Genomic DNA, 24506 nt, shown 5'->3' with positions numbered 1-24506 from the left:
TAAGTAATTGGAGAAAAGGCAATGGCCATTCTGAGTAGAAGTGAAGCGAAGCGTATTCTCGACAAGGTTTTAAAATACAGCCGCGCCGATGAAGCCAGCGCACAGCTGGCCGGCAGCGAAACCGGCAATATTCGCTACGCGCGCAACAGCGTTTCCACCAGTGGTATCGTCAACGATATCGAGCTGGCGGTAGAGGCCCGTTTCGGCAAGAAATCCGGTGTGGCCACTATCAACGAATTTAGCGATGCCTCCCTGGAAAAAGTGATGCGTCGCGCGGAAGAGTTGGCCAAGCTGTCTCCGGAAAACCCGGAAGCCATGCCGATGCTGGGACCGCAGAAATATGTCAGCGTAGACGGCTTCGCCAAGTCCACCGCAGATATCACTCCAGACCAGCGCGCCAAGGCTGCGGCGGATTCCATTATTGCGGCCAAGGAAAAGAAAGTGGTTGCCGCAGGTTACCTGGAAGACCAGCGCTCTTTTGCCGCAGTCGCCACCAGTAAAGGCTTGTTCGGCTACCACGCTTCTACCTCTGCCAATTTCACCGTAACCATGCGCACCGAGAATGGCCTGGGTTCCGGTTGGGCTGAAAGTGACGTTACCGATTTCGGCGCGATGAATACCGGCAGCACTTCCTCTGTCGCTATCGACAAGGCGGTCCTGTCCCAGGAAGCCCGCGCCCTGGAACCGGGCAAGTACACCGTGATCCTGGAGCCCAATGCGGTGTCCGGCTTAGTGGGTTATATGATGAGCGGTTTCGATGCGCGCAATGCCGACGAAGGCCGCAGCTTTATGAGCAAAAAGGGCGGCGGTAACCGTAGCGGCGAGAAGATGTTCGACAAGCGCGTAAACTTCTACTCCGATCCCGCCAGTCTCGATGTGCCGGCCCAACCCTGGACCGACGGTGACTTTATGCAGCTGGGGCGCACCGAATGGGTGAAAGACGGTGTGGTGAAAAACCTGGCGCGCAACCGCTACTGGGCGGAGCAGAGCAAGGGCGAAGTGGTCCCCGAGCCCAACAACCTGATTATGCTCGGCGGTGATAAATCCACCGAAGAACTGATCAAAAATACCCGTCGCGGCATTTTAGTGAGCCGCACCTGGTATATCCGTATGGTCGATCCGCAGTCGCTGCTGCTCACCGGCCTCACCCGTGACGGCACCTTCTATATCGAAAACGGCAAGATCAAATACCCGGTGAAGAATTTCCGCTTCAACGAGAGCCCGGTGATCATGCTCAACAATATCGAAGATATGGGCGTACCCCAGCGAGTGGGTATGTGGGGCATGTCTGCGATGATTCCCGCGTTGAAAGTGCGCGACTTCACCTTCAGCAGCCTTTCCGACGCCGTATAACAGCCAGCACCCATCGAGGATAACGAAATGGATAGAAGAAAATTTCTCCAGCTCAGCGGTGCCGGCTTGGGTGTTTCCATGTTGCCGCTGTCCGGCAATCTGGTCGCCGAGAGCAAACTAACCCAAAGCGGTATTGATCTCTCTGTAAAAAAAGAATTTGCCGATGTCGCCCTGAATACCGCCACTAAACTCGGCGCCACTTATGCCGATGTGCGTATTGGTCGCTACCTGAACCAATACGTAATCACCCGTGAGATGAAAGTGCAGGACGTGGTGAACACCGAATCTATCGGCATGGGGATTCGGGTTATTGCCAACGGCACCTGGGGCTTTGCTGCCACCAATGACCTGACAGCCGATGGCGTCGCTCGCGCCACCCGCCAGGCAGTAGCTACCGCCAAGGCCAACTCCAAGTACCAGCAGGAGCCAGTACAGCTGGCTCCGGTAAAAGGCCACGGCGAGGTGAGCTGGCAGACACCGATCCAGAAAAACGCTATGCAGATCCCTCTGGCCGACAAAGTGGACCTGTTAATGAACGTGAACAAGTCCGCTATGGATGCCGGCGCCAGCTATATCAACTCCATGTTGTACCTGGTGAATGAACAAAAGTATTTTGCCTCTACCGACGGCTCCTATATCGACCAGGATATTCACCGTTTGTGGGCGCCCTTCTCGGTCACCGCAGTGGACAAGAAAACCGGCGGCTTCCGCACCCGCCAGGGTCTCAGCCAGCCGGTAGGACGCGGCTTTGAATACCTGGATGGCCGCGCCGAAGACAAGATCCAAGCACAGACAGTGCTCTACCGCGATTCCTACGATATGGCCGAAGACGCACGCCTGGCGGCGCAACAAGCCAAGGAAAAGCTCACGGCTAAATCGGTCAAACCGGGCAAGTACGACCTGGTATTGGACCCAAGCCACCTGTGGCTCACCATCCATGAATCCGTCGGCCACCCGCTGGAGCTGGACCGCGTGCTCGGCTACGAAGCCAACTTTGCCGGTACCTCTTTCGCCACTATCGATAAATGGCGCAGCGGCAAATTCCAATACGGCAGCGACAAGGTCAACCTGTTTGCCGATAAGGTACAGCCCGGTTCACTCGGCGCCGTCGGCTACGACGATGAAGGGGTGAAGACCGGCAACTGGGATCTGGTAAAAGACGGTGTGCTAGTGAACTACCAGGCCACTCGCGACCAGGTACATATGCTGGGACAAAAGAAATCCCACGGCTGCTGCTACGCCGACAGTTGGTCCAGCGTGCAATTCCAGCGCATGTCCAACGTTTCGCTGTTACCCGGCAAGGAAGAGCTAAGCGTCGACGATATGATCAAGGATGTGGAGAAAGGTATCTATATTGTCGGTGCCGGTTCCTTCTCTATCGACCAGCAGCGTTACAACTTCCAGTTCGGTGGACAGCTGTTCTACGAAATTGAAGACGGCAAGATTACCGGTATGGTGGAGGACGTCGCCTACCAGTCCAACACCCAGGAATTCTGGAATGCCTGTTCGCAGGTCTGCGACAAGGATGATTACCGCCTGGGTGGTTCCTTCTTTGACGGTAAAGGCCAGCCGATGCAAACCAGTGCGGTGTCCCACGGTAGTTCCACAGCACGCTTCGACGGTATCAATGTGATTAACACCAAGCGCAAGCTGGGCTAATCACTGATCCACGCAGGGGTCAGGCCGGAAAACCGCTATGGCCCCAGCGTTATGATTAAAGGAAAGCAGGCACTTCACGTCCCTGTACGCTCGTAATCGGCATCTATGCCTCATACGGTCTTGAGTGAAGTACCTACTTTCCTTTCTTAACAATAAACTAACGCAGTAACAGAGTTATCCCGTGTCCCTCACCCGCAAGGCTTTTCTCCAGCGCCTGATCCTGGGTAGCTGCGCCGCAGCGCTGCCGCTGGGCACACGCGCACAAAATACCGCACCGGGTAGTGCGCAGGAGCACTACGATTTTTATTTCACCCGCTTGATGTACGAGTCCGGTGACTGGGATGTGGATCAGCGCATGCCTTCCAACCTGCTCAATTCTCTGGTGGAGTACACCAATCTCAGGGTTGACCCCAAAGAACACATAGTGCCGCTGGCCGATAAGAAAATGCTGCTGGCGCCTTTCTGCTACCTGGCCGGACACAAACTGGTGCAGTTCACCACGGAAGAGGCAAAGAATTTTCGCGATTACGTCAATCGCGGTGGCTTTGTATTTGTCGACGACTGCAACCACGATATCGACGGTCTCTTTGCCAAATCTTTCGAAGCGCAAATGGCCGAGCTGTTTGGCGAAGACTGCCTGCAAAAGCTCCCGGACGATCACGACCTCTACCGCTGTTTCTTTCAATTCGATGAATTGCCGGTAACCAGCTTTGAATTAAATGGCTGGGGTGATGATCTGGTACACGACTACCTGAAAGCCATTGTTGTTAACGGCCGTATCGCCGTGCTCTACAGCAACAAGGATTTCGGCTGCGAATGGGACTACGACTACCGCAACAAACGCTGGCTCGCCATCGATAACACAAAATTTGCGGTGAACATTGTTATTTACGCACTGACGAGCTGATTATGCTGACCACCCTGGAAAATAGTATCGAAGAACAACTGCACAGCCTCGACAATCTGCAACAGGAAATTGCGCGGGTGATTGTCGGCCAAAAACCCGTAGTGGAACAGATGCTGATCTGCCTGTTGGCCGGCGGCCACGCCCTACTCGAAGGGGTGCCGGGGCTGGGTAAAACCCTGCTGATAAAAACCCTCGCCGATGCCAGTGCGCTGGATTTTAAGCGGGTGCAGTTCACCCCGGATTTAATGCCCGGAGATATTCTCGGCAGTGAGATCCTCGAAGAGGATCACAGCACTGGCAAGCGCTTTTTTAAATTCCAGCAGGGCCCGGTTTTCACCAATATCCTGCTCGCCGATGAAATTAACCGCACACCGCCGAAAACCCAGGCAGCCCTACTGGAGTCCATGCAGGAAGGCTCGGTAACCGTGGGCGGTAAAACACTGAAATTGCCCGATCCTTATTTCGTACTGGCCACACAAAACCCCATCGAGCAGGCCGGCACCTATCCGCTGCCGGAAGCTCAGCTGGACCGCTTTCTGTTAAATATTCATATCGACTATCCCGATAAGCGGGATGAAGTTGAAATCCTGCGCTCCACCACCGGTGCCAGCAGGGTCAAACCCAGTCCCAGCCTGGATGCGGAGCAACTGCGCGAAATGCAGCAACTGGTGCGGGAAATTCATGTAAGCGACGATCTGTACCGCTACGTGGCGACACTAGTGCGCGCTACACGCATGGAAACCAGCGGCAGCGATACCCTGCAACAGTGGATCAAGTGGGGCGCCGGTCCCCGCGCGGGGCAGGCTCTGATTCTCGCCGCCAAGGCGCGGGCCCTTTTGCAACGACGCCTCGCCGTCACCCGCGAGGATATCCGCAGCCTGTTACTGCCAGTGCTGCGCCACCGGGTGCTGCTCAGCTTCCAGGCCCAGGCCGATGGCGTGCAGATGCCACAGCTGATTGACGAATTACTGACAGCGGTGCCGGAACCGGGCCGGGACTGATCAGCGTGGAATACCTGTCCCCCAAAACCCTGGCCAGTTGTCGCGACCTGGTGTGGCTGTCGCGGCATATCGCCGAGGGCGTGATGCTCGGTGTGCAACACAGCCAGCGCCGTGGCACCGGCTTGGAATTTCATCAATACCGAGGCTATCAAGCGGGTGATTCCATCCGCCATATCGACTGGAAACTGTTTGCCCGCAGTGATCGCTACTATGTGCGCGAGACCGAGCAGGAGAGCCGTATGCACGTGTGCTTTGTGCTCGATACCAGTGCCTCCCTGGGCCAGGCAAGCTTTGTCGAGCCCAGCCTGAATAAACTGCATTACGCCAAGTGCTGGATTGCCAGCCTGTGCTGGCTGCTCAACGCCCAGGGAGACAGCTTTTCCCTATTGGCGTTTAACAGCAGCCGGACGGTTTATGTACCCGAAGGCCAGGGCGAGGGCCACCAGCGCCAAATCGCCCTTCAGCTACAACAACTCGACGCCAGCGACCACTGGCCAGATCGCGCTCAACTGGCGCCGCTGTGGCAATACTTTGAACGCCCTTGTCAGGTGGTGTTGCTGAGTGATTTTTTTCAACAGGGCAATGAGATCGGCGATTTTGCCGCACGCTTGCATGCCGCCGGCCGCCCCTGCCTGCCACTGCAGTTGTTAGTTGAAGCCGAGCAGACTTTTCCTTTTGTCGGAGAGCTAAAGCTGCTCAATCCAGAAGTAAGCGCCAGTACTCCCGCAACTTTAGAAGTGGACGCCGAGCGGCAACGCCAGTCTTACCTGGATGCTTTTGCTCAAGCGCAGAGCGAGTTAAAAGCACGCTTTGCCACACAGGAGTGTTCACTGCAGACCGACCTTATCGAGCAGCCTGTGGAAAAGTCACTGCGGCAATTTATTCAACTGCACGGCAGGTTGTGCTGAGATGTTGTGGATAAATAACTTATTTCAATCCCCACAGTGGCTATGGCTATTCACTGCCCTGATTATCCCTGTCGCCATTCATTTGCTGCGCCGAAGTAATCCACAGCAGATCTCCTTTGCTGCGCTGCAATGGGTACAAAGATATTCACAGAGTCGCGTGCGCCGCCCTATTGTGGATAACAAATGGTTGCTGCTATTGCGCCTGCTAATCGTCGCCCTGCTGGCAGGTTTATTGGCACAGCCGCTGATTAAACGGGAAATTTATCCCCAAGAGGGCGTGATACTGGTAGACCCCAGAATTGGGGCGGGCGAAGCGAATACATTTATCCACAATTCACTGCCACAGCTTGTCGGGGAAGGTTATAAAGTGCTGTGGTTATCCCCAGAAACACCTTCCGTAACCTCACCCCCACCACAAAATGTAGACCTGTGGAAAACTCTATCGGCACTATCACGCCGGGCGGATTTGCGTAGGGCTCATATCCTGTTGATAAACAACGGGGGTCCAGCATCCCACCAGGCACTGAGAGTCAGTCCCCATTGGCAGTGGCACGGCCTCGATAAAGCATCCAAAGCTCCGAGCCCGGTATTACCGAGCATCGCTTTAATGGGCAATGCGCCCAGCTGGTGGGCACCAGTGTTGGAAGACTGGCAAAGCAATATGCCGGGACTATCGGTGCATATTCAGGAACAAGAAGAGACACCCAATGCCGAGCAGGCAGATTGGTTGATCTACACAGGCCCCGCTCCCCTGCCACAAGTCGTGCTGGAATTTGTTACAGGCGGCGGCCTGTTAATCACCGACAACAGTATCCCCCCTACCGATAATCTCAACTTCGTTGCTGTAGATAACAGCCAGTCAGCTCAAGCGGCCTCAGTGGGACGGGGAAGTTGGCTGCGCTACGAAAGTGACTGGTACAGCGAGGCCTTTTATCGCCGCGCGGATTTGCCCGAACTCCTGTGGCAGCACTGGTCCGGGCAAGACTGGGCTCTGCAACACCACAATCGTAGCCACTGGTCTGGCCATCGGCTGCCGGCAGAGATAGGCCTTCCTGTGGCCGATAGCGAAGTGGAAAACCGCCGCACCGAGCAGCTGTCTCCCTGGATAATAGCCGCCCTGCTGTTACTACTGGCTTTTGAGCGCCTAATTGCCCTATCGCAATCTCCTGCCAAACATAATCGGGAGGCGAACCGTGGATAAGCGCCAGTTAACCCTTAACGGTGTGCGCAGGCGCTGGCAACGGATAGCCCTGCGGCCCTACCTCTGGCTCGCCACTGGCCTCTGTCTTCTGGCTGGCTTGGGTATTTTTGTATTCGGCTGGCCCCAGTGGCTATTGCCCGCCTGGCTCGGGATTATTGTTGTAGCGATACTGCTAGATCGCAGCTGGCGCCCAAGCCCCGAGCGCTTGTGCCGACAGTTGGATGGACAATATCCCCAGCTGCAAGACAGCAGCCAGTTACTTAGCCAGCAGGAATCCTGTCTAAGTCCATTGCAGCAATTACAGCGCGCGCGTATCGAAACAGAGCTGCAACAACTGCTGGAAAGTGGCGACCGGTCGCCTTTCGGTCCAAAAAAACTCCGCAGTACCCTGACAAATGCCTTCGGTGCCTGCCTGGGACTGTTGCTATTTGTACTGAGCGATTCTCACTTCACTGGGGATAAAACTGAGACCACGCAACAAAATACAGCTATTCCCGTTGCCGAAAAACTCGCCATAACCCACGCGGCAACCCATATCCAGCCGCCCGCCTACACTGGGCTCGCAGCCGACAGCCAATCCCTACAAATCGATGTGCCGGAGCAGTCTGCGGTCGAGTGGCAACTTGAATTGAATCAGCCGGTGCAAGGGCTGGAAATGCTGGCCGAAGCTGAGCGCTTCACCTTTTCTCCGCTAGGTGCTCTACCCAGTAAAAAGTGGCAATTACAACGCACTATCGCTAAGGCAGACTTTTACCAGCTCTCAGTGCAACTCGCGGAGAGCCAAATGCTATTGCCGGAAATTCATAATATTCGGGTGCAAAAAGACAGTGCTCCGGAGTTTACCTTTGAGGCACCTAGCCTGCGCGTCGATACCATTAAAGGGAGCGCCCAAGGTATTCCCGTGAAAGTAATCATTAATGATGATTACCAGGTGAGTTCTGCGGATTTATTGGTCACCCTTGCCAGCGGTAGCGGGGAAAATTTACGCTTTCGCGAAGAGCGTATTGCACTCAGCAGCTTGCAGCCCTCCTCTTCAACAGCGGAGCCTTCACGCGAAACGCCCTCAATAAACCGCAAAGAAGTTCGCTACGACTTCACCCTACCTATCCAGCAGTTTTCCATGGAGGCGGGCGATGAACTCTACTGGTATCTGGAGGCCAGAGATAACCGCGAGCCCAGTGCCAACGTTGCCAAGAGCCAACACTTTATCTTGCGCTGGCCACAGGAGGAGATTTTTGGGCTGAGTGACAGCGAGGGTATGGCGATTAAAATACTGCCGGAGTACTTCCGCAGCCAACGCCAGCTGATTATAGATACCGAGGCCCTATTAGCCGAGCGAGAACAGCTGCACCCGCAGGAGTTTCGCAAGCGCGCCGAGGGTTTAGCCTATGAACAGAACTTGTTGCGCATGCGCTACGGCCGCTTTCTCGGCGAAGAGGATTCGGAAGCGGAGCATTCTGGCGCAGAAAGCGAGGAGCACGATGATAAAGAGGAGTCCGAACACGGTCATAGCCACGATCATCCAGAACAAGGTGAGCACCAGGCACATGGCGAAGAAACTGCCGCTCCCTTTGCCCAGCGTGGCTCCCGTTTCCAGCAGGCAGAGCGCATAGTCGCTTCCGTCGGGCATCAGCATGACAGCTCTGAACACGCCACCCTGTTTGATCCCCAAACCAAGGAGCTGCTGCGCAACGCGCTGAACGCCATGTGGAGTTCCTGGCGCGACCTGTCGGTAATCGAACCCCAGGCCTCCCTGCCCCACCAGCACCGGGCGCTGCGTTTTATCAAAGAAGTACAGCAGGCCTCGCGTATTTACTTGCAGAGAGTCGGCTTCGAGGCACCGCCTGTAGACGAAAGCCGCCGCCTCAGCGGTGAACGGGAAGACGTAGTGCCAGAAACTGTCGACAGTGCCTTTGAACAAAAACAAAGAGCACAGGTGCTCACCCTAATGGCCCTGGTAGACGCTGGCGCCGAACTCAATACCGATCTGCTGGTGCAGATAAATGAGCTAGCCGCAGAGCAATCACCAGATCTTGGCCTGGAACTCGCCAAACAGCTGCGTTTATACCAGCAGCGCCACCAACAACCGAACTGTATTGGTTGCACGGACTCCCTGAATCAACTGCTCTATCAGCTACTGCCGGCACCGGAATCCGCCCCTTCACTGCCTTTGCAAACTGAGGCCGACGGCCATTTCAGCCGCTGGCTACACCAGCAAGGGGAGAAATCATTGTGATTGATTTATTAATACCCGGCCTGTGCCTATTGGCCTGTTTAGTATCATTGGTACTGTTGCGCCGCCGAGGCGCCAAGCCGTTCGACTATGGCCTGCAACTGACCATTTGGTTGAGTGCCTGGATGCTCTGGCAGCCGCCGGCAATCATTCCCGCCGAGCGCAATATCTCTATCGACAGCAAACAGCTGGCGAGCTCACATCCAATAAATCTCAATGGTGTGGAAAATATCTCCCTCAATGGGGAGCCACTCGGCCGCGACAAACTTCGGGACCTGGCACCGGTGCGTCTGGAGTTATCGAAGATCCAGGGATCTGATGGCCACTGGGAATTCGACTGGCAGCGGCAAATTACCTTGGGTGATTCTTTAAAGTTAAAGGTTCACAACAACCAGCCACTGACCGAAAACGTAAAAATTAGCCTGCTCAATCCCTACGGCCATACTGAAGACAGTCTTGAGTTGAAAGTGGGAGAAACAATTCAGGCACGACTCACTGCCACTCCAAAACTCGCAGGCTCCCAGCTATACCGGGTGCGGATTGACAGCAAAGCCGGGGAAACCCATACAGATCCCTTACCTATTCTGGTGCGAGAGCCGCTCCAGCCCAAGGTATTGCTATGGCTCACTCGCCCTTCTTTCGAGACAGCCGCTCTCTCCCGCTGGCTGCGTCAATCCGGCGTAGCGGCACAGGTCATGACCCAATTGGCACCTGAAGTTATAAGAACAGAAGCCCTTAACGGATTGCCATTAACCAAACCTGCGGATCTACTCGCAAGCGCAAGTCCCTTCGATCTACTGATTCTCGATAGCCGTTTATGGCCACAGCTTTCCCCTCAGCAGCGGCAACAGCTCAATGAGCTAAGCACAAAAAAGTCACTGTTATGGCTGGTCAGTAGCGATAGCTCTGAGGGCTTTATCCAATACAGCGCATTCCAATCCATGCCTCTGCAAGCGGGAGACTCTCCCCCAGGTTCCGCCGGCTTTGGCTACCAAAAAGCGGATAACCCGCAAGCTCCCCTACTGCGTCATCTAGGCTTTAACGTCACCGAGCCGGGTTCCAATGATTTCTTACTGGGCAACAAAGAAAAACCTCTATTCTGGGGGCGCTCGCACCAGGAACAGCACCTGGGCTTTATCCTATTTACCGATAGTTATCGCTGGCTAACCAGTGGCTTTGCTGCCGAATTCTCCAGCCTGTGGAAGTCCATTGTCGATTACCAACTCCAACACTTGGGCAGACAGCAGCCAGTAACGCTCTCCAATAAGTTACCGCGCACACAAGAGCGCCTCACCCTGTGCAGCCCACTTTTTTCTCAGCAGAGCCCTCGATTACAGGACTCTCAAAATAGCTCCCCCCCTCTCAGCGGAATCGCCGTAGGCAGTAATTCCCAAGGCCAGTGCTACAGCTTCTGGCCACAGGGTTCTGGCTGGCACCAGCTTCAAGCCAAAGCGGAAGGGGGGTCGGTATTAGACTTCTATATCTTCGCCCAAGGGGACTGGCCCCTGTGGCAACAGTCCCTAAATACCACTGAGACACGGCAGATGGCCGCCGCGCGCTTGGGACCAATCGCGGATAATCGCGCCAGTAAAGTAGCACTGGAGCGCCGCTGGCCGGCGCTAATTCTGCTGTTACTGGTATGTATAAGCTGGTGGCGAGAGCGTAGGCTCTTGCACAGATCGCTATCTTGAAGGCTGTGCCGTGGGGTTATTGCCCCGCTGTGCCTCCTGCTGGGGAAATATCAGCTGCTCGACGGGATAGCCCAGGGCTTTGGCCTTATCTAAAAACTGCGCTAACACACCCTTGGGCATGGTCGGGGTGCGGGACAATATCCACAGGTAGGATTTATCGTAGCCAGACACCATCGCGTATTGGTAATCATCCGACAGGGCGATAACGATATAGGACGAGTAAAAGGGGCCGAGAAAAGAGACTTTCAAATGGCCGATATCCCTAGGGCCGACAAACTCGGCCCGACCCTTGGCGATTTGCCAGACATCACGCACTTTGGAATACCCCGAATTAATCACCGCGACAGACCCATCCGGGCTTAGGCTGTAGTCGGCGGTTACCCGAGTCAGGCCGCGCTCAAAAGAGTGATCCAGGCGAGCGATCTCATACCAGCGGCCTAAATAGCGCTGTAGTTGGAAATCCTGTACTGGCTCAACCCCTTCAGGCAGCCGTGTACAGGCCCCTAGCAACAAGAGGGGCAACAGCAACACAAGCAGAGAAAACAGCTTCATCCAGCCACTCCCGGCAAACTCGACTTAGAACAGAGTAGAAGCTCAATACCTCACAATGCAGGATAGCGCTGGGAAGCGCTATTTCACCCATAAAAAAACCACCGCAAGGGTGGTTTTCTTATCGCTGGACTAGCTAACTTATTTTTCGACGAAAGCGCGCTCAATCACATACTCATGAGGCACACCTGCGCGGGTCTCCTTGAACCCCCAGTCATCGAGGATATTGGTGAGATCCTTCAGCATTGCCGGGCTGCCGCACAGCATAAAGCGGTCCTCTTCAACACTCGGCTTGGGCACACCCAGATCGGTAAAGAGTTTGCCAGACAGCATCAGGTCGGTCAGGCGGCCGGTATTGCGGTAGGGCTCACGGGTCACGGTTGGGTAGTAGAGCAGCTGCTCGCGCACCATCTCGCCGAAGTACTCATGCTCCGGCAATTCGTTCTCGATCTGCTCCTGGTAGGCCAGTTCAGAGACATAGCGAACACCGTGGGTAAGGATTACCTGATCGAAACGCTCGTAGACGGTGGGGTCTTTGATAATGCTCATGAAAGGCGCCAGACCAGTACCTGTAGACAGCAACCACAGGCGTTTGCCCGGCAACAGGTGATCCGCAACCAGGGTACCGGTGGGCTTTTGGCTCACGTAAATCTCGTCGCCCGGCACAATCTTCTGCAAACGGGAAGTCAGGGGGCCATCGGGTACCTTGATGCTGAAGAACTCCAACTCATCTTCGTAGTTGGCACTGGCAATAGAGTAAGCGCGCAGCAACGGACGGCCGTTGTCCTGCTGCAGACCGATCATTGTGAAATGTCCATTCTCAAAGCGAAAACCCGAATCCCGAGTGGTCTTGAAGCTAAACAGTGTGTCGTTCCAGTGATGGACTTCCAACACCTTTTCTATATTAAATTTGGACATAAACTTAAAACCGGTTATTCCACGAGTCTCTTGGTAGTTGAATTTTAGCCCTAGAAGATCTATTGGCAAAGTGGGATATTTCGATATTCCTTATCTATTTTAACGATCAACTGGAGATATCCCTTTGCGCTATACGCTCCGCCAGCTAGAGGTCTTCCTCGCCTGTGCCCATTACGAGAATGTCAGCCGCGCTGCGGAGAGCCTGAGTATGTCCCAGTCCGCTGCCTCCACCGCGCTAAAAGAGTTTGAACAGCAGTTTGAGCTGCGCCTGTTCGAGCGTACCGGTAAACGCCTGCGTCTGAATGAATTGGGGCGGCAGTTGTGGCCACGGGCGGAAGAGCTTCTAGAGCGGGCCCAGGAGCTTGAACTGACACTGGCCACTCACCGGGAACTGGGAAGCCTGAAGATCGGAGCCACCCTCACCATTGGCAACTACCTGGCTGCCAGCGTGATGGCCCGTTATATGGAAGAGCAACCCGGCACACGAGTGGAACTAGAAGTTGCCAATACCTCGACAATCGCTGAGCGCGTTCTCAACTTTGAGTTGGATTTGGGACTAATAGAGGGGGAGATCAACCACCCAGAACTTGAAATAATCCCCTGGCGCAACGATGAACTGGTCGTCTTTTGCGCGCCCTCCCACCCTCTGGCTCAGCGCAAACGCCTAAGAGACAAGGACCTCCTCAATGCCACATGGATAACCCGGGAGTCAGGCTCCGGTACCCGCCAGACTTTTGAACGGGCAATGGCGGGAATACTTCCCAGTCTCCATATTTTGCTGGAGCTACAGCATACAGAAGCCATTAAACGAGCAGTAGAGGCCGGACTTGGTATCAGCTGCTTATCCCGGGTTTCATTAGCTGACGCACTAAAGCGGGAATCACTAATTGAGCTATCTGTACCACATAGGAATTTTCATCGAGAATTTTATTTTGCCTTACAGCGACAAAAATATAGAAGTGCGGGAATTGAGCGCTGGATAGAGCTGTGTAAGCAGGCCTAATAAAAAAGCCACCCCAAGGGTGGCTTTCTAACAACCGGCAACGATATTACTTAATTCGTACCAGCTGTGCTTTAGCTTCTTCCGGCACTTCGTCGATAGAAGCAATATTTAACCCACCCATTGGAGCTGCTGCAGTATCTGACCGAAAAGTAACGTTCACAGATTCTGGCAGTTTCCACATTGCGCCAGTTGCAGGGTCAACAATCAACCAGCCAATTAGGCCACCGAAAACGATATTACCGATGTACCAGCCGTCCATACCCGCTTCGATCTCAAAGCTCTGCTCATTGTAACCCGCCATTTGGTATTTCACCGTATAGCTCGCGGAAGAGAAGAAGCCATCGGATGCCGGCAGGGTAATAGTGTCAGGGGTTACACCACTGTGAACATCCAGGCCCACTGAATCAATAATGGTGAAGTTTGCACCGTTCGGAGTGCTATTGATAGTTACCGGATAGGAACTCTCACTCACGATACTTGCACAGCCAGTTACCGTTACCAATCCAGCAACAACAGCCCCCAAAGCAAATTTCTTAAACATATTTACTCCTAGTGTTATATATCTTATTTATCGGTAGCTAGCCGATAGGCTGCGCAATTTAACATAAACTTATATTCATATTACAAAAAATATGCACAATTTGTTCACAGTTGAACGATTAGTCACTACGCCCTAATTAGTACCAAATAGCTCCCCAAAAAAATCCCCTTCATACCAAAATGGCCTAGCTTTAGAGTCAGCCACTTCCCTGGCAATCAGGTAGTTCACCTCGGTAAACTGTTTGGCCGCCTCATAGTTAATCTGCTCGTCCGCAGCATCCCCGGGCTTATGATAGCGCTCGCGGAAGAAGGCCATCTGTGCAGCGGTACCATCTACACTGGAGTCTTTTGCCTCCCGGCCAGTAATCAAATAGATCGAGGGCACTCCACGACGGACAAAGTTGTAGTGGTCACTGCGCACAAAGATCACTTCCTCGGGCATAGGGTCTGGACTGAGTTTTAACCCAGAGCGGTGTGCAGCCTGTTCCGCAATTTGTCCCAAAGAGGAATGCTCAGCACCAAAAGCAATAATGTCGCGGAATGGATACAGCAGCATAGGCATATCAAGATTGATATTGGCTACGATAGACGGCAGTGACACTGTGGGGTACTCGGCAAAGTAGTCCGACCCCAACAGACCTTTTTCTTCAGCGGTAACAGCTACAAACAGCAGCGATCTGCGGGGGGACTGCCCAGATTCTACAAATAGGCGTGCAGTTTCCAGCATAACCGCGATACCAGCTGCATTATCCTGGGCACCGTAGTAAATCTCACCGCCTTCTTTTTTTCCAACGTGATCCAGGTGTGCGGAAAAAACAACATATTCATCTTTCAGCAGTGGATCACTACCCGGCAGAACCGCCACTACATTGGGACTGACTACGCGTTGATGCTTGGAGCTGCTGCTTAATTCCGCGCGGTACTCAAGCGGAAAACCTGTCGGAATCTTTCCCTGCTCAATATCGGCAAAAATACTTTCAAGACTGCGCTCAGCACCATTAAACAGCTTGCTGCCCGCAGCGATACTCAACATCACTCCCGGGTGCATACCCGGGATTGCGCTACCCGGCATACCATTCTTTTTCACCCAATCAAACGTATCGTCAAAGCGGTGCTCTGCATAATATGTGAATGGACGGCGCTTCTCCCGCTCGGGCGTATATAAGCGGATAAAACCTACGGCGCCGTGCTTTGCTGCGGCTTGGCGCTTGGTACGCGAAGAGGAGTGATGTGCCCCCACTTCACTGGGCAGGCTTTGTGGACGCCCAGCCAGAGCAACCACGATTTTCCCCTGGATATCCAGGCCAGCATAATCATCGATGCCGTAGTCTGGAGCCTCAATGCCGTAACCGACAAATACCAACTCAGCATTGAGCTGTGAGTTCTCACTTAGCGCAGAGGGAGATGCGAGGAAATCCTCACCAAACTGCATGGCAATTATATTGTCCGGGCCTTGCAGGATAAATTTAGGATCATCTCCATCCCAACTGGCGCTGCGAAAAGGCACCTCCTGAAAATAGCCTTGCTCACCCGCCGGGAGCAGCCCCATCTTTTGAAACTGCTGAGCGACATACTGTGCGGCTTTGCGATAGCCCTCACTACCGGTATCGCGCCCCTCCAACTCAGCTGATGCGAGGTAATTGATATCCCGTCGGATATAATCGCTATCAGCAATGGGGCTAGTCTTTTCAAGGTTTGAGGTGGTACAAGCCACCAGAAGTGCCATAGTCAGGGCACCCAATAGACTCTTAATTCTCATGGGGAGTGTTACTTCTCAGGAAAAAAGCGTGATTGTTGATACGGACAGGTCCTGTGGAGTTGTACCCTCAACTTGCAGACCGTCGAGCAATAGCCCATCTTACCACGACACCGGCTAGTCTCAGCCGCAGTCCAGCCGCAGTCCAGCCGCAACCTAGTTATGCGGCTTTCTCTATACCGGGGAACGCTCGCCTCACCGCACAAACTACTTTTTCATAAGCATTATCCGCACAAAAATCTCCGTGAGCGGCAAGAAAATGCAAAAAGGGCTGTCGCAGAATTTGCTCGAAGTCATCCCGCAACCACAACCTGGGATCTTTATCACTTGGTGTCACTCTTATCCGCCAACTGGGCACAACCTGCATCCCCCGGCGTATACCGGAAAACCTCAGCAGGTTTTTGCCAAGCCAGGTACAGCCGTGCCAGGAATTCCAGTACTGCAAGGCATCGCAACTGATAAGCAAGCCCCCACTATGCGGGAGCCACAACACAGCCTCGGGAAACTGGCTGTGGGCAAACACCATAAAGCGCCCCCCGGGAATTGGGCAGCTCTCACTCTCACACACGACTCTGTCCGCTGGCGGAGGGTAAAAATCCGAGCCTCTCTGCCGCCAATAGGTAAGGTTAAAGTGATCTCGATAGTAAAGATCGTCGCGTCCATGGTGATAGCCCAGTCGGATGGCATGACTCACCCGCCCCAAATCTTTTAATTTTTCCTCCTGCTGTGGACGCAACCTAACGGGGTTAATCAAAGTAAGCTGGTCCTGCCAGCGGGCGATCCCCATATTTCGGTTAATGGTGATCCCCGGCGCAAACTTGATAGTCCCGGGCACACAAAAAAAGTTGGGCAGCAGCTGGCGAATCTCACCGTGGGGTTGTGCGGAGGGGTAACTGATGCGCACAGGCAAGCCATTTCTCAGCTGTAGGAAACTCGGTTGCGGATACCGCGCAGAATATTTAGGGCAAACTCTGCTCTCCCTTCAGGGACAAAGATATGACTGCTGTGTAGGGTAGATACCACACTGGTATCGATCCCAGCCTCTATCAATTCCTGCGCAACCACAGGAGTGACGCGGGATATCTCGATACCCGCCAGTATCTGCAAACTAATCTGACGAAAGGGGGCACTTGCCACAATCTCTAATTGTCGGGCAGAACTTTGAGGTAGTATCACGCTCACTCCCTTACCCTCGCGAAAAAAATATAAACTCTGAGCCAAAATATGAGTGTCACGGGTATCTGCCAGCTGACAAAACACGTAAATTTCATCGTGTAGTCTGGGGTACAGGGCCCTTAATGCTCTCACTATGGATAGATCAGCTTTCATACTCTCGTTGTCATCTGGAGGTTTTCTTCAGATCGATAAACACAACCGCCTTATCTTTACCGTCAGGATTTTATGGCAGAGTCTTGCTGGTTAAGCCAGGAAAAACCAAAATTCAAAAAAGACCTATTGAAATCTTTCTAGTTAACCGGCATGGTATTTTAATTTGAAAAAAATAAGATCACACATTTTTATAATTATTGTCCCCGAAAGTAAATCCACCTAATCATCAAGTCAATCTTGAAGGTGTGCTGTTTACCTTTTATAAAGACTCAAGCTATTAAATCAAAAATTATTCCGTACCGGGGGATACATCGACTGCCGACGAGTCCTGCTCTGCATCCCAGCGTCTCAACTCCGCATCAATATCCTGCTCCAGACGTACAGGGGGGAAGGAGGGACAGGCTGCCCCACTCTCGGGATCATGCCACGCGGACAGGGGCGCGACAAAAACGATAAAAGATTTATGCAGGCGGTTCTGCCCAATACTCACTTCTGTCCAGGTTGTCTGCCAGGCAAACTTGCCTCGCACAGCATAGTCACTTTCATAGGATTTTAAGGTGAGAAAATAGGGGTAGAGTTTCCCTTGCCGGCAAACAATTCTCCGCTCGGTCTTTATATTGGCCATTTGTGTAAAAGGATCAAAGTACCAATTAATATCGTAGCCAAATACAAATTGCATGGTTCCATCCCGCCTTAAAAAGGCGTAGGACCTACCGCTACCATCGGGCTTTAAACTCCACACATAGCGGGCTTCGCCATCGCGGGAAATCAGCCAGGCACCAACCCATTGATGGGCATGGTAGCGGGATTTTGCCTGCCAGCCGTCATTGAGTGTTTTTCTTTTTTCCTCACTGGCATTGGTCATTAAAGCAAAAACAAGCAATGGTGGGAAAAGGTAGAGTTTGCTCTTTCCCCACCAGCGGATCATCTTTGCTATACCCGAGTTAAACGCGGCCGGCACAACAATCAGCGGCTAGCGACTGACAATATCCGGGCAGCTCGCCCCCGCTTTAGGGGTTTGCCAGTTCGCCAGACGGCGCTGAAAACTCAAGAGCCCACCGCCAGCCTGGAGCCAGTGGCGGCCATCGATCACCGCAAATAGCAGGGTGGTACGGCTCCAGTCTCTGAATGCGACAGAGACAACGCCACCCTTACAGCGGACCGAAGTGCCCGTTTTCACCCGCACTCGGTCGCCATCCAGCTGCCAGTTAATGGCAAAACCATGGGTTAACAGGCCCTTGGTATTAAATCCATAGGCGAACCCGGAGCCATCGGCGTGAAGTTGCCACACTAACTGGTCATCACCTTCACTCACGACCAGCCAATTTCCCGCCCACTTTTGCTGGGCGGATTCCGCCGAGGCCCACAGCGGCACCGCTAGGAGTACTGCTGTGACTAAGGAAATAACCGGTTTAATAAAATGCCGCTTTGGTAAATGACGCAAGAACTTCATGCGCAGCCCCAGGATATCGGCCCCGGTGCAATACCGGGGTGAGTTATTCAAAAGACGACTAAAGAAGTCGCCAATTTTCCTTTCCGATTACGGGGCCAAAGCCTCACTTATCGGCGTGAAAAAATGCTTGGGCGCTATTTTTCACATCCCTCAAATAGTAAGGCTAGACGCAATTTACAACGGTGGCAGGATAAGCATTAAAAATATTTAAATTTACGACAGATTCCCAATTAGAATGGGCGGTCAGGTTTTTCGCTAGCTTAATTAGCTGAACTTGCCTTAGAAAAATTCTTATCCGCCCGCCACACTCGATATTTCAGCTGTACCCCTTGGGGCAGGTAAACAACCAGGGGTAAGTGGCTGCGATAGGGCAACATCAAACCGTCGCCACGCACGCGAATAAATCGCCGGGTTTCTGAGCCCGGCGCGCACACCTTTTGGCTATTCACAGCCGGGGTTAGATCCAACAGCACATAGAAGGGGTAACCCCAGCCGGGAAGAATATCTTTGCGCAAAGACGCGCTGAAACTCTGCCCGTTACAGTCGACCAGCTCACTCTTTCCCGGCATCAGCTCGACTCTAAAACGGCTTTCATCCACCACTTTAGGTAGCTCGATCACATGGCGTGATTTGCCATCGACCTCCCCGGGAAATGCATCCAGCGGTACCGAGCCCAGGCTATCCACAGCCAGTAACAACACGAAGACAGTGGCAACTACTCTTGGCATGGTATGACCTCACTGCTAAGCCGGAGAGTGGCGGACAAAACTTTATAAAGTCTAGTTCGCTTTCCCCTGCGTCTCCCAGCAAAGCGGTGCGCTTTGTCGACGCCAGCAGGATTCGCGATTGGCATTGTTGCAGACGGTGAAGCGGCAAAACCCGCTTTAGACTTTCAAGTCAGAAAATGACTAAGGGGGAATAGAAGCTGCTGCGCGGGTGCCGGCACAGTGCTTTTAGAGGGGGCATAAAAAACCCCGCTCGAGGCGGGGTTTGTATCGTCGGCTGGCTTAGCCGCGCTCTGCACGCTCTTTGGCGACCAGGTAGTCCGCCACTTGCAGCATCAACTCCTGACCATTGCTCTTGCCTTTGTAACCGGGGAAGGAAGAGCTGATACGGTATTTGCCCGCAACAACCACTTCTGGGGTACCGGTCATTTTGTAGGCGCGCTGGTTGGCCATACCCTGCTTCACTTTGCTGTTGATCGCGAAGGAGTTCATCAGTTTGGCCGCCTTGGCACCATCTTCACCGTGCTTGTTAAACAGCGCCTCGATCGCCTTCAAGTCGGGCTTCCAGTTGCGGCCCTCGCGAATAGCCAGCATCTGGCGCTGGTTGTAGATAGTGTTGAAGATCGGGGTGTGCATTTTGTCCAGAACCCCCATGGCTTCTGCGACATAGAAAATACGCGCGTGAACATCCATCACCGGTTGCCAGATCGCAGGCAGCTTCAGCAGTGTCACATCGCTGGGCATCTTTGCTTTCCAGCGATCCAGAATCGATTCAAAGTGATAGCAGTGGGCACAACCGTACCAGAACATCTCAGTCACTTCGATCTTGTCATTGCTTTTCTGCGGTACCGCCTGCGGCAGTACTTCATAGTGCTGGCCCGCTTTAAACTCGCCACTTTCCTGGGCGCAGGCAACGAGGCTGAACATTACAGCCAGAACCATAGTGATTGGGGCGAGAACTGCTCTCATAAGTTTTCTCCAACTTTTATTTAGTGCTGCGAACGCCGTAACTCGGCGGGCTGTCGCGCCACTGAGGACACAATAGACAGCGCAGATTATTTAAGTTCCCGAACCCTCGCGCAAGGAAGCACTGCAAAAACTGTCCAGTTTATCCGGGCAGGGGAGCTTGCGATTAACCCACAGGTACAAAAAAACCGGTCACAGACCGGCTTTTTTGTACCTAAACCAACTGGCGATTAGTTCGTCAGACCGGCAATATAGTTGGCCAGAGCCTTGATCTCCGCATCGGAGAGCTGCTTGGCCACGGTGCGCATAGTGCGAACTTCACCGTCGTTATTGCGAGTACCTGCGCGGAACGCTTTCAGCTGCGCCTCGATATACTCCGGATACTGACCGCTCAGACGCGGGTAACCGGCCGGAGCATTGCCCTGTCCGCTGGGTGAGTGGCACCCCATGCAGGCGGGAACACCCGTCTCCATATTGCCGGCCCGGTAGATTTTTCGACCAAGATCCAGGCTGTCGACTTTGTCCCCATTGTTCAACATCACGGAAACAGCCTCTGCTGAACCGGTCAGCTGCATTGGCTGAGAGGCAAAGTAAGCGGCGATATCCTCTAGGTCCTGCTCTTTGAAGTTATCCAGCTGGCCTATCATTTGCGGTACATCGCGGGTTTTGCTCTGAATATCCTGAAGCTGCTTGAGCAGATATTTTTCGCCGAGCCCGGCAATCTTTGGAAAAGCTGAGGCAAGGCTGTTACCGTCTGCACCGTGGCAGGCTGCACATTGAGCGGCCTTGGTTTTGCCCGCAGCAGCGTCGCCCGCAGCCATCGCCAAGGGCACGGCGCCCAAGCCGAAAGCTAAACCGAGTGCCAGAGCAGTGTTCTTGATAATGCTGTTCATACGTCGTCCCATTGCGCGCTGTGAGATGGCGTTTCGCACCGCCCCCGATAGTCCTGCGACGCGAAAACGGCGGCATTATATACTTGCGCGCCAAGCGAGTGTACCGAATAAACAGACTTATACGATGTCAAATACAGAATTTAAAGCTCAACCACCGAAACTAAACTACCGTTCCATACAATTTCTCACCAGTGCACCCACCCTGGCGGAGTGTCCGGAGGACCTCGGTGCCGAGGTGGCCTTTGCCGGCCGCTCCAATGCGGGGAAGTCCAGTGCCATCAATGCGCTCACGGAAAACAACAAGCTGGCGCGCACCTCAAAAACCCCGGGGCGCACCCAGCTGATCAACTTCTTTCGCCTCTCCGAGCAGCAGCGCCTGGTGGATCTGCCCGGCTATGGCTTTGCCAAGGTCGCCCGCAGTATGAAAGACGAGTGGCAGCGCCATCTGGCCACCTACCTGGAAAAGCGTGAGTGCCTGCGGGGTCTGGTACTGCTAATGGATATTCGCCAACCTCTCAAGGAGTTCGACCTGCATATGCTCACCTGGGCGGTCGAGGCCAAGCTTCCAGTGCACATCCTGTTGACCAAGGCCGACAAGCTAAAGAACGGTCCCGCCAACAACACCCGCTTTGCGGTGGAGAAAGCCCTCAAAGAGCAGGGCCTGAATCACGGGGTCACCCTGCAAATCTTCTCATCGACCAAGAAGACTGGCCTGGACAAACTCGAGCGCAAGCTCAATGAGTGGCTGGAAATCTCCGAGGAGAGCGACCCGGTAGAGGACTGATCTGATTGATAGCCCGGGGGCAGCGCCCCCCGAGCGATCACAAACGCTTCTGTTCGGGAATCAGAGCGCGCAGCAGTACCCGGTGCAGCCGTCGGCGTGTTCCCGGAGTTAAACCGTGTAATTCCTCTGCGTGTAAGTATCTCTGTGCGAGAAGGGCGACCAGAGTCTCTTCATGTATGGCAATCGTCAGCAGACCGGAGTTGCCATCGGCGTCCATCCGCTCAGTCTCCTCAGTGCAAGCTGTTGCCGCCATTGATACAGGCAGACAATCTGGCGCTGGAGAAGTCGCGCATCGGCTGCTGTGCCTCTCCGGGGTACAGAGCGCTGAGGCAATCCGCAGCAATCCTCTGCTTGTGGCTGTCGCCCAATTCGCGGGCAAGCATTGAGCTGGCGCCGGCCAGTATGTAGTTTCGAAGTTTTTCATCGCCCAGCTCCCGGTAGGCAGCCATTAGCCAGAGAGCGCTCTCACTAAAGCGCGTTGCCGAAATGGCATAGGTTGGCCACTGCTTTTCCAGTAGAAAGCTGGCCAGGTCGAAGGCACAGCCCAAATAGGGAATGGCCTCAGCGTAGTTGCGCTCCTCAATCAACAGCTTGCCGCGTTCAATCCAATCGAGCCACGCCTTCTCCGCACGATCGGTGTCGGCGGTCAACCACTGGCGGTGGTTGGCACACAAATAACGTAAATTCACCGGTAAGCCCCCATATTTGACTTCAATCAAAGATAATGCGAACCATTATCATTTGCAAGTGCATTTGTGTTTAAGAGGCGCCTTTCTCGTCCTTACTTAAGGATTTGAGAAGCGTTCACGGGAATAAAAAAAGCCGGTAGATGGGGGCTACCGGCTAGGGGACAGTGCCCTTGGGGTGGGGCACTTGTCAGGCACACCCAGGGGGACGGGCGTACCTGAGGGTTCCTTACAATCCAAAACTCCTCTACCTATCCGAATAGTAGGCTCGCTTTTTCAGCTTCCCAAACGTATCTGGATGGCAGTGGAAGGAATACATCTTATCTTCCAGAAAGTCGTTATTCCGGAAGTGAGTTCCAAACCGCACACTCAAAAGTGCTTTATCACCAACAAAATCGAAATAATTTAATTATGAAGGAGAAATTTGAGAGACATAAAAAAACCCCGGAGTTGGGGACATCCGGGGTGGAAAAAGCTAAACGCTTTGGGGTTAAGGAGTAACAATGAACTGATTTCTTGGATAAGCCCTGCCCATCAATGGTTCCCAGGTCTTTGGTAAATAAGTGTAAACAAAATACGGGTTTTGGCGTTTTATCCGTTCTTCTAGATGTGTGCTGCCGATTTTATGTATGATAACCACCTGTTTGCTTGGCAGTTTCTTACTTGGCTAATCGCAGAAATAATCCAGCGATACTAGCCCAAAGATAGGGGCTACCTTCCTGGTCCTTACTAATTTACCTGCTTACAAGACATCACTATTCCTGCTGCTATCGAGCGCACCTCTAACTTGGGATACAGCGCGAGGAAACCTATTTGCTCGGGAAACTGTCGAGGCGCCGCGATATACCGTCCTACTCCCCCTTTAAAACCAATAGTCTTGAGAGATTTGTAAGCAAAGGTACAAAGATAAAGAGTAAAAAGAGTAAAGAGCCCCCACTGGGTGAAATTCAGTCCTCCAACTCTCGTTCTGGTACGGATAACTAGAAAATAAAATCCAGGAGAATATTGTGTTAGCTTCTGAACTTCGATATCGTCAAATTCCACGAAGTGATAATGCAATTAAAAGGAAGTATATCGTGCAAGTAGAAACCGATGTCAAAGCAGGTCCTGAAGCTGTTATAGACCCGCCCAAATAAGACTTTCGAACTATAAGTAAAGTCCTTGGAATTGGCTGTAGCGGTACAGTCAAGCTAGAGTGCAATAATTCGATTAAAAGGAAGTATATCATGCAAGTAGAAACCGATATCAAAGCAGGTCCTGAAGTTGTTATACCAGAACCGCCCAAATAAGACTTGCGAACGATAAGTAAAGTCTTTGGAATTGGCTGTAGCGATACAGCCAATCTACCCAGCTCTGTGTATGCCGCTCCTGGCTATATCTCCAATAACTTTTATGCACTCCTCTCTACAACAACAGCTGGCCGCCGATATGAAGCTTGCTACAGAGTAGCACTCTAATATATCGGGAAAGGCTGCTAGTATAACCGCAACGCCAAGCCCGCCACCGCCACCCCATACCGAGACAAAACCATTAGATACTGCGAATACCTACAGAACCGTATCTGCAATAGCGGCTAGTCCCCCCTAAAGTCCGCTGCTTATGCTGTGTATAACTTCCCGCTGGCAATTCTCGCTCACCCAGCCCCCATAGGTTGCTAAAAACTATGGACGCTCACTTATTGATAGAGGGGAACTCGAGGTTTGGGGTTATAGCAGACAAAAAAATGCCCCGGACTTGGGGGAGTACCGGGGCAAACATCTGACTTCCTTGGGGGATGATGACGCATTCCAACGATCTTGCCTTTTTAGAGGATCTGTCGCTGGAACAGTTCCACGGATTTTCAAAAAGATTGCAAAAACGTCTAATAAAACACATAAGTTGGCACTTTATTCATCTGTACCAATAAGAGCACGCCAACTGATTCCGTCAACGCACTCGGCCCCCACTTGTT

23 protein-coding genes are annotated in these 24506 nt (G+C 53.1%); 10 read left to right on the top strand and 13 right to left on the bottom strand.

The window, feature by feature from the left end:
* The first annotated feature begins 21 nt into the window (after positions 1–21).
* From ACJJIF_RS15445 to ACJJIF_RS15410, 8 genes are all read left to right on the top strand, one after another.
* The gene (locus ACJJIF_RS15445) at positions 22–1353 is read left to right on the top strand and encodes a TldD/PmbA family protein (protein ID WP_444929221.1); all 1332 of its coding nucleotides are present in this window, start codon (positions 22–24) and stop codon (positions 1351–1353) included.
* 27 nt (positions 1354–1380) lie between these two features.
* Positions 1381–3012, top strand: a complete 1632-nt coding sequence (locus ACJJIF_RS15440; RefSeq protein WP_444929220.1) for a TldD/PmbA family protein — start codon at positions 1381–1383, stop codon at positions 3010–3012.
* Between the two features lie 181 nt (positions 3013–3193).
* Positions 3194–3919, top strand: a complete 726-nt coding sequence (locus ACJJIF_RS15435) for a DUF4159 domain-containing protein (RefSeq protein ID WP_444899365.1) — start codon at positions 3194–3196, stop codon at positions 3917–3919.
* A 2-nt stretch (positions 3920–3921) separates the two neighbouring features.
* Entirely contained in the window at positions 3922–4920 is a 999-nt protein-coding gene (locus ACJJIF_RS15430; RefSeq protein ID WP_444929219.1) for an AAA family ATPase, read from the top strand.
* 5 nt (positions 4921–4925) lie between these two features.
* A complete protein-coding gene (locus tag ACJJIF_RS15425; protein ID WP_444929218.1) occupies positions 4926–5828 on the top strand; it encodes a DUF58 domain-containing protein in 903 nt (300 codons plus the stop codon).
* Position 5829: 1 nt separating this feature from the next.
* A complete protein-coding gene (locus ACJJIF_RS15420) occupies positions 5830–7029 on the top strand; it encodes an N-terminal double-transmembrane domain-containing protein (RefSeq protein WP_444929217.1) in 1200 nt (399 codons plus the stop codon).
* Positions 7022–9265 (top strand): hypothetical protein, encoded by a 2244-nt coding sequence (locus ACJJIF_RS15415; RefSeq protein ID WP_444929216.1) that lies wholly within the window; start codon positions 7022–7024, stop codon positions 9263–9265. Before ACJJIF_RS15420 ends, ACJJIF_RS15415 begins: the two co-directional genes overlap by 8 nt.
* Positions 9262–10953 (top strand): hypothetical protein, encoded by a 1692-nt coding sequence (locus ACJJIF_RS15410; protein ID WP_444929215.1) that lies wholly within the window; start codon positions 9262–9264, stop codon positions 10951–10953. The genes ACJJIF_RS15415 and ACJJIF_RS15410 overlap by 4 nt, the downstream gene beginning before the upstream one ends.
* Here ACJJIF_RS15410 and ACJJIF_RS15405 read toward each other — a convergent pair.
* Positions 10945–11505: a lipocalin family protein gene (locus tag ACJJIF_RS15405; RefSeq protein WP_444929214.1), complete on the bottom strand. Its 561-nt coding sequence runs from the start codon at positions 11503–11505 to the stop codon at positions 10945–10947. The two genes, ACJJIF_RS15410 and ACJJIF_RS15405, sit on opposite strands and share 9 nt — an antisense overlap.
* A 138-nt stretch (positions 11506–11643) precedes the next feature.
* Positions 11644–12420 carry a ferredoxin--NADP reductase gene (locus ACJJIF_RS15400; protein WP_444929213.1) on the bottom strand — a complete coding sequence of 259 codons (777 nt, stop codon included), beginning with the start codon at positions 12418–12420 and terminating at the stop codon, positions 11644–11646.
* 124 nt (positions 12421–12544) lie between these two features.
* Here ACJJIF_RS15400 and ACJJIF_RS15395 point away from each other — a divergent pair, with 124 nt between their 5' ends.
* Entirely contained in the window at positions 12545–13423 is an 879-nt protein-coding gene (locus ACJJIF_RS15395) for a LysR family transcriptional regulator (RefSeq protein ID WP_444929212.1), read from the top strand.
* Positions 13424–13469: 46 nt separating this feature from the next.
* Here ACJJIF_RS15395 and ACJJIF_RS15390 read toward each other — a convergent pair whose 3' ends face one another.
* From ACJJIF_RS15390 to ACJJIF_RS15350, 9 genes are all read right to left on the bottom strand, one after another.
* On the bottom strand, positions 13470–13964 hold the full coding sequence (locus tag ACJJIF_RS15390; RefSeq protein WP_444929211.1) for a hypothetical protein: 495 nt from the start codon (positions 13962–13964) through the stop codon (positions 13470–13472).
* Positions 13965–14096: 132 nt separating this feature from the next.
* The gene (locus tag ACJJIF_RS15385) at positions 14097–15722 is read right to left on the bottom strand and encodes a M28 family metallopeptidase (protein WP_444929210.1); all 1626 of its coding nucleotides are present in this window, start codon (positions 15720–15722) and stop codon (positions 14097–14099) included.
* A gap of 157 nt (positions 15723–15879) precedes the next feature.
* Entirely contained in the window at positions 15880–16623 is a 744-nt protein-coding gene (locus ACJJIF_RS15380) for a hypothetical protein (RefSeq protein WP_444929209.1), read from the bottom strand.
* A 14-nt stretch (positions 16624–16637) separates the two neighbouring features.
* Positions 16638–17048, bottom strand: coding sequence for an ACT domain-containing protein (locus ACJJIF_RS15375; protein WP_444929208.1), 411 nt, complete (start codon positions 17046–17048; stop codon positions 16638–16640).
* Positions 17049–17337: 289 nt separating this feature from the next.
* Positions 17338–17976 (bottom strand): hypothetical protein, encoded by a 639-nt coding sequence (locus tag ACJJIF_RS15370; RefSeq protein WP_444929207.1) that lies wholly within the window; start codon positions 17974–17976, stop codon positions 17338–17340.
* Between the two features lie 45 nt (positions 17977–18021).
* Positions 18022–18501, bottom strand: a complete 480-nt coding sequence (locus tag ACJJIF_RS15365) for a hypothetical protein (protein WP_444929206.1) — start codon at positions 18499–18501, stop codon at positions 18022–18024.
* Positions 18502–18761: 260 nt separating this feature from the next.
* Positions 18762–19229, bottom strand: a complete 468-nt coding sequence (locus tag ACJJIF_RS15360; protein ID WP_444929205.1) for an ecotin family protein — start codon at positions 19227–19229, stop codon at positions 18762–18764.
* A 279-nt stretch (positions 19230–19508) separates the two neighbouring features.
* On the bottom strand, positions 19509–20195 hold the full coding sequence (locus ACJJIF_RS15355; protein WP_444929204.1) for a thiol:disulfide interchange protein DsbA/DsbL: 687 nt from the start codon (positions 20193–20195) through the stop codon (positions 19509–19511).
* Between the two features lie 227 nt (positions 20196–20422).
* Complete coding sequence (locus ACJJIF_RS15350; RefSeq protein WP_444929203.1) at positions 20423–21085, bottom strand: c-type cytochrome; 663 nt, start codon at positions 21083–21085, stop codon at positions 20423–20425.
* 124 nt (positions 21086–21209) lie between these two features.
* Between ACJJIF_RS15350 and yihA the strand changes: the two genes are divergently transcribed.
* Positions 21210–21869: a ribosome biogenesis GTP-binding protein YihA/YsxC gene (yihA, locus tag ACJJIF_RS15345; RefSeq protein WP_444929202.1), complete on the top strand. Its 660-nt coding sequence runs from the start codon at positions 21210–21212 to the stop codon at positions 21867–21869.
* Positions 21870–21906: 37 nt separating this feature from the next.
* Here yihA and ACJJIF_RS15340 read toward each other — a convergent pair whose 3' ends face one another.
* Complete coding sequence (locus tag ACJJIF_RS15340; protein WP_444929201.1) at positions 21907–22086, bottom strand: hypothetical protein; 180 nt, start codon at positions 22084–22086, stop codon at positions 21907–21909.
* A 13-nt stretch (positions 22087–22099) separates the two neighbouring features.
* A complete protein-coding gene (locus ACJJIF_RS15335; protein WP_444929200.1) occupies positions 22100–22558 on the bottom strand; it encodes a hypothetical protein in 459 nt (152 codons plus the stop codon).
* Between the last annotated feature and the right edge of the window lie 1948 nt (positions 22559–24506).

This window comes from Microbulbifer regidiadema (SeqCode) (assembly GCF_052467605.1).
Note: the sequence above shows the minus strand (reverse complement) of the source record. Positions and strands in the feature narration are given on the sequence as shown.

Bases quoted from the DNA above. Each gene is read 5' to 3' on its own strand.
- ACJJIF_RS15445 (WP_444929221.1), top strand. From the start codon at position 22: ATGGCCATTCTGAGTAGAAGTGAAGCGAAGCGTATTCTCGACAAGGTT.
- ACJJIF_RS15440 (WP_444929220.1), top strand. From the start codon at position 1,381: ATGGATAGAAGAAAATTTCTCCAGCTCAGCGGTGCCGGCTTGGGTGTT.
- ACJJIF_RS15430 (WP_444929219.1), top strand. From the start codon at position 3,922: ATGCTGACCACCCTGGAAAATAGTATCGAAGAACAACTGCACAGCCTC.
- ACJJIF_RS15420 (WP_444929217.1), top strand. From the start codon at position 5,830: ATGTTGTGGATAAATAACTTATTTCAATCCCCACAGTGGCTATGGCTA.
- ACJJIF_RS15405 (WP_444929214.1), bottom strand. From the start codon at position 11,505: ATGAAGCTGTTTTCTCTGCTTGTGTTGCTGTTGCCCCTCTTGTTGCTA.
- ACJJIF_RS15400 (WP_444929213.1), bottom strand. From the start codon at position 12,420: ATGTCCAAATTTAATATAGAAAAGGTGTTGGAAGTCCATCACTGGAAC.
- ACJJIF_RS15390 (WP_444929211.1), bottom strand. From the start codon at position 13,964: ATGTTTAAGAAATTTGCTTTGGGGGCTGTTGTTGCTGGATTGGTAACG.
- ACJJIF_RS15385 (WP_444929210.1), bottom strand. From the start codon at position 15,722: ATGAGAATTAAGAGTCTATTGGGTGCCCTGACTATGGCACTTCTGGTG.
- ACJJIF_RS15375 (WP_444929208.1), bottom strand. From the start codon at position 17,048: ATGAAAGCTGATCTATCCATAGTGAGAGCATTAAGGGCCCTGTACCCC.
- ACJJIF_RS15370 (WP_444929207.1), bottom strand. From the start codon at position 17,976: ATGATCCGCTGGTGGGGAAAGAGCAAACTCTACCTTTTCCCACCATTG.
- ACJJIF_RS15365 (WP_444929206.1), bottom strand. From the start codon at position 18,501: ATGAAGTTCTTGCGTCATTTACCAAAGCGGCATTTTATTAAACCGGTT.
- ACJJIF_RS15360 (WP_444929205.1), bottom strand. From the start codon at position 19,229: ATGCCAAGAGTAGTTGCCACTGTCTTCGTGTTGTTACTGGCTGTGGAT.
- ACJJIF_RS15355 (WP_444929204.1), bottom strand. From the start codon at position 20,195: ATGAGAGCAGTTCTCGCCCCAATCACTATGGTTCTGGCTGTAATGTTC.
- ACJJIF_RS15350 (WP_444929203.1), bottom strand. From the start codon at position 21,085: ATGAACAGCATTATCAAGAACACTGCTCTGGCACTCGGTTTAGCTTTC.
- yihA (WP_444929202.1), top strand. From the start codon at position 21,210: ATGTCAAATACAGAATTTAAAGCTCAACCACCGAAACTAAACTACCGT.
- ACJJIF_RS15340 (WP_444929201.1), bottom strand. From the start codon at position 22,086: ATGGACGCCGATGGCAACTCCGGTCTGCTGACGATTGCCATACATGAA.